This window comes from Streptomyces sp. NPDC059900 (assembly GCF_050270335.1).
Classification (GTDB): domain Bacteria; phylum Actinomycetota; class Actinomycetes; order Streptomycetales; family Streptomycetaceae; genus Streptomyces.
Map to the genome: position 1 here is coordinate 1 of NZ_JBNNJZ010000333.1, position 9,183 is coordinate 9,183.

9 protein-coding genes are annotated in these 9,183 nt (G+C 73.7%); 5 read left to right on the forward strand and 4 right to left on the reverse strand.

Translation table 11 applies throughout. The annotated features are described in order from the left end of the window. Both ACQKIP_RS31225 and ACQKIP_RS31230 read left to right on the forward strand, forming a co-directional pair. Nucleotides 1-319, forward strand: a 319-nt coding sequence (locus ACQKIP_RS31225) for an oligopeptide/dipeptide ABC transporter ATP-binding protein (RefSeq protein WP_427744807.1), incomplete at its 5' end; no start/stop codon positions are given. An 11-nt stretch (nucleotides 320-330) separates the two neighbouring features. Next, on the forward strand, nucleotides 331-2,187 hold the full coding sequence (locus ACQKIP_RS31230; RefSeq protein ID WP_365859513.1) for a gamma-glutamyltransferase family protein: 1,857 nt from the start codon (nucleotides 331-333) through the stop codon (nucleotides 2,185-2,187). A gap of 155 nt (nucleotides 2,188-2,342) precedes the next feature. Here ACQKIP_RS31230 and ACQKIP_RS31235 read toward each other — a convergent pair whose 3' ends face one another. The 3 genes from ACQKIP_RS31235 to ACQKIP_RS31245 all read right to left on the reverse strand — a co-directional run bounded on the left by ACQKIP_RS31235 (nucleotide 2,343) and on the right by ACQKIP_RS31245 (nucleotide 5,747). Beyond that, the gene (locus tag ACQKIP_RS31235) at nucleotides 2,343-3,605 is read right to left on the reverse strand and encodes a cation:proton antiporter (protein WP_365859511.1); all 1,263 of its coding nucleotides are present in this window, start codon (nucleotides 3,603-3,605) and stop codon (nucleotides 2,343-2,345) included. A gap of 4 nt (nucleotides 3,606-3,609) precedes the next feature. Further along, nucleotides 3,610-4,095: a cation:proton antiporter regulatory subunit gene (locus ACQKIP_RS31240; protein ID WP_365859509.1), complete on the reverse strand. Its 486-nt coding sequence runs from the start codon at nucleotides 4,093-4,095 to the stop codon at nucleotides 3,610-3,612. 110 nt (nucleotides 4,096-4,205) lie between these two features. Then, entirely contained in the window at nucleotides 4,206-5,747 is a 1,542-nt protein-coding gene (locus ACQKIP_RS31245) for an ATP-dependent DNA ligase (RefSeq protein ID WP_365859507.1), read from the reverse strand. 200 nt (nucleotides 5,748-5,947) lie between these two features. Here ACQKIP_RS31245 and ACQKIP_RS31250 point away from each other — a divergent pair, with 200 nt between their 5' ends. Both ACQKIP_RS31250 and ACQKIP_RS31255 read left to right on the forward strand, forming a co-directional pair. Next, nucleotides 5,948-6,391 (forward strand): SsgA family sporulation/cell division regulator, encoded by a 444-nt coding sequence (locus ACQKIP_RS31250; RefSeq protein ID WP_365859505.1) that lies wholly within the window; start codon nucleotides 5,948-5,950, stop codon nucleotides 6,389-6,391. A gap of 98 nt (nucleotides 6,392-6,489) precedes the next feature. Further along, a complete protein-coding gene (locus tag ACQKIP_RS31255) occupies nucleotides 6,490-7,224 on the forward strand; it encodes a siderophore-interacting protein (protein WP_365859503.1) in 735 nt (244 codons plus the stop codon). On the opposite strand, the gene ACQKIP_RS31260 is transcribed toward ACQKIP_RS31255, so the two are convergent. Continuing rightward, nucleotides 7,221-8,384, reverse strand: coding sequence for a D-alanyl-D-alanine carboxypeptidase family protein (locus tag ACQKIP_RS31260; protein WP_365859501.1), 1,164 nt, complete (start codon nucleotides 8,382-8,384; stop codon nucleotides 7,221-7,223). The genes ACQKIP_RS31255 and ACQKIP_RS31260 overlap by 4 nt on opposite strands. A gap of 149 nt (nucleotides 8,385-8,533) precedes the next feature. On the opposite strand from ACQKIP_RS31260, the gene ACQKIP_RS31265 reads away from it, so the two are divergent. After that, nucleotides 8,534-9,183, forward strand: a 650-nt coding sequence (locus ACQKIP_RS31265; RefSeq protein WP_427744811.1) for a restriction endonuclease, incomplete at its 3' end; no start/stop codon positions are given.

Sequence of the window (9,183 nt, forward strand, 5' to 3'; positions counted from 1 at the left end):
CCCCTACACCCAGGCGCTCCTGTCCGCCGCCCCCGAACCGGACCCGGCCCTCCAGCGCACCCGCCGGCGCATCGTCCTCAGCGGCGAACTGCCCAGCCCCCTCGCCCCGCCGCCGGGCTGCCGCTTCCACACGCGCTGCCCGCTGGCCGTCGACCGCTGCCGCACCGAGGCGCCCGCGCTGCGCGAGCTCGCCCCGGACACCGGCGAAAGCGGCGGGCACCAGGTCTCCTGCCACCTGGTCGGCGACGACGGCACGGCACCGGACGCTGCCGCCGCCCCGAACCTCCCTACGATCCCCACTACCCGCACCGCACGCTAGGAGTAGCACTCTTGTTCACCACTCGGCCGACCCTGCAAGGCACCTTCGGCATGGTCTCCTCCACCCACTGGCTCGCCTCGCAGTCCGCGATGGCCGTCCTGGAGGACGGCGGCAACGCCTACGACGCGGCCGTCGCCGCCGGTTTCGTCCTGCACGTGGTCGAGCCGCACCTCAACGGCCCGGCGGGCGAAGTGCCGATCATCCTGGCGCCCGCCGGCGGCCGGGTGCGCGTCCTGTGCGGGCAGGGCGGCGCGCCGGCCGGGGCGAGCGTGGAGCACTACCGCTCCCTGGGCCTGGACCTGGTGCCGGGCACCGGTCCGCTGGCGGCCGCCGTGCCGGGCGCCTTCGACGCGTGGATGGTGCTCCTGCGCGATCACGGGACCAAGTCCCTCGCCGATGTCCTCAAGTACGCCATCGGGTACGCCGAGGACGGGCACGCGCCCGTGGAGCGGGTGGGCGAGACCGTCGAGACGGTGCGCGCACTCTTCGAGAGCGAGTGGCCCTCCTCGGCCGAGGTCTATCTGCCCGGCGGCCGCTCGCCGCGCCCCGGCGAGCTCTTCCGCAATCCGGCGCTCGCCGCGACCTGGCGCCGCGTGATCGAGGAGGCCTCGCAGGGCTCGCGCGTCGAGCAGATCGAGGCCGCGCGGAAGATCTGGAGCCAAGGGTTCATCGCCGAGGCGCTGATCCGCCAGGCGGCCGTCCCCACCATGGACACCAGCGGCTCCCGGCACACCGGCACCCTGACGGCCGCCGACCTGGCGGGCTGGGAGGCGAGTTACGAGGCCCCGGCGACCTACGACTGGAACGGCTGGACGCTGTGCAAGGCGGGCGGCTGGAGCCAGGGCCCCGCCTTCCTCCAGCAGCTGGCCGTGCTGCCCTCCGCACCGGCCGACCTGCCCGCCTACGGCTCGGCCGACTACGTGCACCTGCTGATCGAGGGCTGCAAGCTGGCCATGGCCGACCGCGAGGCCTGGTACGGCGACGCGGACGGCGAGGGCACGGTCCCCCTCGCCGATCTGCTCTCCCCGGCCTACAACGACGCGCGGCGCGCCCTGATCGGCGACAAAGCCTCGCACGCGCTGCGCCCCGGAAGCCCCGGCGGGCGCACCGCGAAGATCTCCGCCCACGCGCGGGCCGTGGCCGACGGCGAGCCCGGCTTCGACGCGCTGGGCCTGCCCGGTGCGGGCGCCGGCGAGCCGACCGTCGCCAAGAGCGGGACCTCGCCCGTGCCCGGCGAACCGGCCGTCTCGGCGGACGGCGCCACCCGCGGCGACACCTGCCACCTGGACATCGTCGACCGCTGGGGCAACATGGTCGCGGCCACGCCCAGCGGCGGCTGGCTGCAGTCCAACCCGGTCGTCCCCGAGCTGGGCTTCCCGCTCGGCACCCGCCTGCAGATGGCGTGGCTGGAGGAGGGCCTGCCCAACTCCCTGACGCCCGGCCGCCGCCCGCGCACCACCCTGACCCCCTCCCTCGCCCTCAAGGACGGCGTACCGGTGATGGCGTTCGGCACGCCCGGCGGCGACCAGCAGGACCAGTGGCAGGTGCACTTCTTCCTGGCGGTCGCGCTGCGCGATTCGGTCCGCGGCGGCCTCGACCTGCAAGGCGCCGTGGATGCCCCCAACTGGCACAACGACAGCTTCCCCGGCTCCTTCTACCCGCGCGGCATGCGCCCGGGCAGCGTCACGGTCGAAGCCCGCATGGACCAGGAGGTGATCGGGGAACTGCGGCGCCGCGGCCACGACGTGACGGTCGGCGAGCCCTGGTCGGAGGGCCGGCTGTGCGCGGTGGCCCGCGATCCGCACACCGGGGTGCTCTCGGCCGCGGCCAACCCGCGCGGGATGCAGGGCTACGCGGTGGGGCGCTAAGGAACCCGCAGAGCGCCCCGAAGGGGCGCGGGTACCTGCGCGAGGACGGACCACGATCCGCAGTCGGCAACGCCGCGAACCCGGCAGACGCACATCCGAGAAGAGACCGGCCTCGGCCGGGTACGCGGCACCGCGTACCCGGCCCAAGGTTGGCGTCAGGAGCGCCCGCTGGTGTTCTGTTCGTCGAGGGACTCATGCGCGGACTGCTCCGGCTCCCGGGGAGCGGGCAGGGCCACCGCGCCCGCGCCCTCCCCGCCGCGCGACCGCAGCCGGCTCACGCGCGCGGCCACCGGCTGCGCGAAGCGGGCGGTCAGCGGGCCGACGACGACGAGGATCAGGACGTACGCCGTGGCCAGCGGGCCCAGCGAGGGCTCGATGCCCGCGGTGACGGCCAGACCGGCGATGACGATGGAGAACTCGCCGCGCGCCACCAGCGCACCGCCCGCCCGCCACCGTCCCTTGACGGAGATCTTGGCGCGGCGCGCCGCCCAGTATCCCGTGGCCATCTTCGTGCACGCCGTGACGACGGCGAGCAGCAGCGCCGGAAGCAGCACCGGCGGGATGCTCGCCGGATCGGTGTGCAGGCCGAAGAAGACGAAGAAGACGGCGGCGAACAGGTCGCGCAGCGGCGCGAGCAGGCTGTGCGCCCCCTCGGCGGCCTCGCCGGACAGGGCGATGCCCACCAGGAACGCGCCGACGGCGGCCGACACCTGGAGCTGCTGTGCGATCCCGGCGACCAGGATGGTCAGACCCAGGACGACCAGGAGCAGCTTCTCGGGGTCGTCGCTGGAGACGAAGCGCGAGATCAGGCGGCCGTAGCGCACGGCCAGGAACAGCACGAGACCGGCCGCGCCGAGCGCGATGCCCAGGGTGAGGCTGCCCGCGGCCCAGCCGACACCGGCCAACAGGGCGGTGATGATGGGCAGATACACCGCCATCGCCAGGTCTTCGAGGACCAGGATGCTGAGGATGACGGGCGTCTCGCGGTTGCCCAGTCGGCCCAGGTCGCCCAGGACCTTGGCGATGACTCCGGAGGAGGAGATCCAGGTGACGCCCGCAAGGACGATGGCGGCCACCGGGCCCCAGCCCATGAGCAGGGCGGCGATCGCGCCCGGCACGGCGTTGAGCGTCATGTCGACCAGCCCGGCCGGGTACTGCGTCTTGAGATTGCTGACCAGGTCGCTTGCGGTGTATTCGAGGCCCAGCATCAACAGCAGCAGGATGACGCCGATCTCGGCGCCGATCGCGACGAACTCCTCGCTGGCACCCAGCGGCAGCAGTCCGCCCTCGCCGAAGGCGAGTCCGGCGAGCAGGTAGAGGGGGATCGGGGAGAAGCGGAACCGTCCGGCGAACCGGCCGAGCAGTCCGAGCGCGAGGATGATCGCGCCGAATTCGATCAGGAAGACAGCGGAATGCATCGAATCACTCCCGCCCGAGTATCGCCGCGGCGCTCTCCACACCCTCGCGGGTGCCGATCACGATGAGCGTGTCCCCGCCCGCGAGCCGGAAGTCCGGCGTCGGCGAGGGGATGGCCTCGGCCCTGCGCAGGACCGCCACGATGGAGGCGCCGGTCTCGGTGCGCATCTGGGTCTCGCCGAGCACGCGCCCGTTCCAGTGCGAGCTGCCGGAGATCTCGATGCGTTCGGCGACCAGGCCGAGGTCGGTGGTGTGCAGGAGGTTCGGGCTGTGGTGCGAGGGCATCAGGGCGTCGATCAGTGCGTCGGCCTCCCCGGAACTCAGGCGCAGCGAGAGCGCGCACTCGTCGGGATCGTCGGCACGGTAGGCGCTGAGGGTGCGTGCACCGTCCCGGTGCGCGACGACCGAGATCTGGCGGTGTTCCCGGGTGGTCAGGTCGTACCGGATGCCGATGCCTGGAAGTGGCGTCTGGCTCAGGCGTGAAGCGGGCACAGCTCTTCCCCTAGTTGCTGATTGGGCGGGTGGGCGTCAATACGGCGTTAAGGTCACCCTATCGGCCCGTTCTTTGCCTGAACTTGGTGGTAGAGGGATCCGTGCCTGGATTAAGGCTGACGGTTCGCCAGCACCGTCTCCACGGAATCGGCTTCGGCGGGCGACTTGTCCTCGCGATAGCGCACGACCCGGGCGAATCGGAGCGTGACCCCGGCCGGATAGCGGGTGGACTTCTGCAGCCCGTCGTAGGCGATCTCGACGACGAGCCGGGGGCGTACGGTCACCACGAAGCCGTCGTCGCCGACCGCGAGCTCACGCAGCCGCTCGGTCTGCCAGGCCAGCATCGCGTCGGTCATGCCCTTGAACGTCTTGCCGAGCATGGCGAACGTGCCGTCCTCGCGCCGGGCGCCCAGGTGGAGGTTGGAGAGCTTGCCGGTGCGCCGCCCGTGGCCCCACTCGGCGGCCAGGACCACGAGGTCCAGGGTGTGCACGGGCTTGACCTTCAGCCAGCCGGCCCCGCGCCGCCCCGCGCTGTACGGCGCGGCGAGGTCCTTGAGCACGACCCCTTCGTGGCCGCGGTCCAGCGTGTCGGCGAAGAACGCGTCGGCGGCGCGCAGTTGGGACCGGTCGGCGGGGTCGGTGACGACGGTGCGCCGCACCCGCATCGGCTCGGGGACCAGGCGCGCCAGATGGTCGTGCCGCTCGGCCAGCGGCAGGTCGAGCAGATCCTGCCCCGCGGCGTACAGGACGTCGAAGAAGACGGGGGAGACGGGCAGCGCCGCGGCCGCGGCGGTGACGTCCACGCGGGAGCCGACGCGTCCGGCGGTCTCCTGGAAGGGCCGGGGTCTGCCCCGGTCGTCCAGGGCGATGACCTCGCCGTCGAGAATGAACGCCTCGCCCTCCAGGCCGAGGGCGGCGGAGGTGAGCTCGGGCAGCCGGTCGGTGATGTCGTCCAGGGTGCGGGTGTAGACGCGCACGTCGTTTCCGTCGCGGTGCACCTGGACGCGGATGCCGTCCAGTTTCTCCTCGACGGCGCACGGCCCGGCCAGCTTGCCGATGCCCTCGGCGACCGAGGACGCACCCCGGGCGAGCATCGGGAGCACCGGCCGGCCGACGCTGAGCAGGAACTCCTCCAGGGCGCCGGGGCCGCGCGCGAGGAGCGCCTCGGCCACCGGGGTCACCTCCCCGGCCAGCATCACCGCGCGCCGCACGGCGCCGGGCTCGGCCTCGGTGGCCCTGGCCAGGCCCTCCACGGCGATGGCGTCGAGCGCGCCCTGGCGGACCTCGCCGGTCAGCAGCCCGACGAGGAAGCGCTGCTCCTCGGCGGTGGCCGCGCCCATCAGCTCCCGCACCAGGCGTTTGCGCTCACCCTGCGATCCCTGGCCGGAGACGGCGCCGATCGCGGTGAGGGCGGCGTCCGCGGCCCGGACGGTGAGGGCGGGCTCGGCGGCGGGCGCCGGCGGTTCCTTCAGCAGGCTCCAGCCGATGCCGAGCCGCCCCTGGGGCAGGCGGCCCGCGAGGTAGGGGATGACGACGGGGGCGTCGGCGGGAGCGGCCGAGCGGAAGAGGTCGGCGAGCAGGGCGATCTTCTGGGAGCGGGCGGGGGTGGTGGCCACGGCGGCGGACACGTGGGCGAGGCGGGCTAGCAGCATGCGTTCTCCTTTCCCCGGTCCCGCGCGTTCCCGAAACCGCCGGGCGCCCCGGCGGCGGCGCCGCACAGATGAGGCGCAAGTGACGCAGGTCACAGAATTTGTCCGGCGCGGCGCGTAATGAATCCCCCGCCGCGGACTCCTACAGATACGGAAGAAAGCCGAGCGGGCAGCGGCAGCTGTGCGGGAAGAGGAGTCCGATCGTGGCCGACAGGCTTGACCACCCCGCACGTGCCCGCCTGATCACTCCCGAGGGGCGCGAGCGCGCGCTGCCCGTGACCCTGCGCTATGCCTCGGCCGACCCCCTGGCCGTGCAGATCGCCTTCCCGCCGGAGGCCTCCCTCGACGGCGCGGAAGTCACCTGGATATTTGCCCGCCGGCTCCTCGAAGAGGGGCTGCGCGCCCCCGCGGGCGGCGGCGACGTGCAGATCTGGCCGTGCGGGCGGGCGCGCACGGTGCTGGAGTTCCACGCGCCGCAGGGGGTGGCCCTGGTGCAGTTCGACCGGGCCGTGCTGCGCCGGTTCCTGGCGCGCACGTACGCCCTGGTGGGGGTCGCGCGCGAGGCCGGCGGGCTGGGCCTGGAGCGGGATCTGGACCGCCTGCTGGGAGACGCGGGGTGCGACAGCCCTCCCTCCGACCAGTATTAGGTTAGGCTGCCCTAACTTAATCGCGGTGGGCGGCTTCCGGCGGTCAGGGCGGCCGGGGCTGCCCGCCGTCCGGCCGTCCGGCAGGGGAGGGGTATCCGATGGGGCATGGCTGGGAGGGCGTGGTCCTCAAGCTGTTCCGCGGCAAGGACTTCGAGTTCACCGTGACCGGGGCCGAGGACGTCACCGAGCACTACCGGCGCCTGCACCTCACGGACGGCGGCATGCTCGCCCTGAGCGGAGTGCACCCCACGATGTGGGTGCGCCTGTGGTTCGACCAGGCGGACGGCCGGCACCACCAGCGCGCCTACACCCTGGTGGACCCCGACCCCGCCGCCGGGACCTTCAGCCTGGAGTTCGCCCTGCACGACGGTCCGGCGAGCGACTGGGCGCGCAAGGCCGCCGCGGGGGACAGGATCGAGGCCACCTTGCAGGGCACCGGCTTCGAGGTGCCCGATCCGCTGCCCGCGCGGCTCCTGGTCATCGGCGACTCGGCGGCCCTGCCGGCCGTCACCTCGCTCCTGGCCGCCATGCCCGGCGTGCCGGCCACCCTGTGGCTGGAGACGCAGCACGCCTCGGACCACGGCCTGGACCCGGGCCTGGACCCGGCCCTGCACGACCTGCACCGGGTGGAGCGGCACGACGCGGGCGGCCGGCTGGTCGAGGAGGTCAGGGCCGCACTGCCCGCCCTGGTCGAGGACCCCGACGACGTGTACGTATGGATCACCTGCGACACGGCGACGACGCGGGCCCTGGCCTCGTACGTCCGCAAGGACCTCTCGATCCCCCGCCAGCGCGTGCACGCGCTCGGCTACTGGCGCCCCGGCAAGAGCTAGGCACGGGCCCTGCGCCGCCGGACCACCACCACCGCACCGGCCAGCAGCACCGCACAGCCGGCGCTGACCAGGAGGATCGAGGTCCAGTCCGAGCCCTCGTCGCCGACCGAATGCGCGGCGAGCTCGGCGTCGGGTGCGGCGGCCCGCCCCGCGTCCCGCTTCTGGCTCTCGGGGATCAGCGAGCCCACCGGCCTGACGTGCGGCGCCGCCTTGAAGCCCCAGTCGAGCAGCTCCCTGGCCTCCTCGTACACGCGATACCCGCCGCCGGCCTGGGGGTTCATCACCGACACGACGAGCGTGCGGCCGTCCCGCTGCGCCGCGCTGACCAGGGTGTTGCCCGCGTGGCTGGTGTAGCCGTTCTTGATGCCGAGCAGGCCGGGGTAGCGGGCCACGCCGTCCGCGCCGGTCAGCAGCCGGTTGGTGTTCTGGATGGGATAAGACCAGTTGCCGTTCGGGAACTTGGCCACCGCCGTCGAGCAGTAGCGCGAGAACTCCGGATCCGCGAGCCCCGCCCGGCCGAAGACCGCCAGGTCGTAGGCGGACGAGACCTGCCCCGCCGCGTCGTAACCGTCCGGGGAGACCACATGGGTGTCGCGGGCGCCCAGCTCGCGGGCCTTGGCGCGCATCTGACGGACGGTCTGCTGCCAGCCGCCGTTGAGCTTGGCGAGCACGTGCACGGCGTCGTTGCCGGAGCTGAGGAACACACCGCGCCACAGGTCGGCGACGCTGTAGCTGCGCCCCGCCTCGACCCCCACCAGGCTGCTGCCGTCCCCGACGCCGTCGAGTTCGCTCTGGGTGACCTTGTGCCGGGCGACGGCGTCCAGGTGGGGCAGCGCGGTGAGGGCGAAGAGCGACTTCAGGGTGGAGGCGGGCGGCAGTTGGCGGTGCGCGTTGTGGGCGGCGAGGACTTCGCCCGAACGGGCGTCGGCCACCAGCCAGGAGAGCGCGGAGACGTCGTCCGGCAGGGCCGGAGCGCCCGTACCGGGGCGGGCCTGCACTCCGGGCCGGTCCAGCAGGTCCGAGGAGTACGCCGGGCCCGGCTTGGGCGGTGAGGGCTCGGCCGCGGCGGCCGCCACGGGGGTGGGCAGGAGGACCAGAGCGGCGACCGCGAGGGCCGCGGTGCGGACGGATGAGGAGCGCGAGAGGTACCTGATGACCATTCAGCCACCGTATGAGCGCGCCCCGGAGCCCGCAGGTCGGCTTGGTCCGGCTGGATGTACCGGGCGGCGGCGGCCGCGGGTGCGTGTGCCCTTCCCCAACCCGCCGTCCCTGCCCACACTGCTGGCAGGGACGGCGGAGGGGGGCTGCGATGACCGCTCGGCAGGGACGGCGCACGGCGGCGCGAAAGCGGCACGGGGGGCCGTGGAAGCCCGTGGCGGTGTGCGCCGCCGTGCTGCTCCTGCAACTGCTGATGATCTGGACGGCCCTGCGGCCCTATGCGACGGGGGCGTTGGTCCTGGGCGTGCTGGGCTGCGTGCTGTGGTGGCTGTGGCGCACGGACCGGATGGCGCGCGACCGCGATCGCGCGTGGCGCAGGACGGAGCAGGTGCGGGCGGGCCACCGGACGCTCGCCGAGGCGGACGCGATGACCGGCACGCAGTTCGAGGAACTGGTCGCCGGGCTCTGCCGCAGGGACGGGTGCGCCGAGGTGCGCCGCGTGGGCGGGTCCGGGGACCACGGCGTCGACGTGGCCGGGCGGCTCCCGGACGGCCGGAGCATGATCATCCAGTGCAAGCGGTATGCGCCGCACCGCGCCGTCGCCAGCCGCGACCTGCGCGATCTCCTGGGCTCGCGGGTGCACTTCGGGGCCGATGTGGCGATCTGCGTGACGACGGCGCGCTTCAGCGGCCCCGCCCTGGCGTTCGCGGCGGGCCACGGCATCGCCACCCTGCACCGCGACCACGTGGGCCTGTGGAACAGCGGGGCCGCACTGCCCTCGTTCCTCGGCATCAGCGAGGC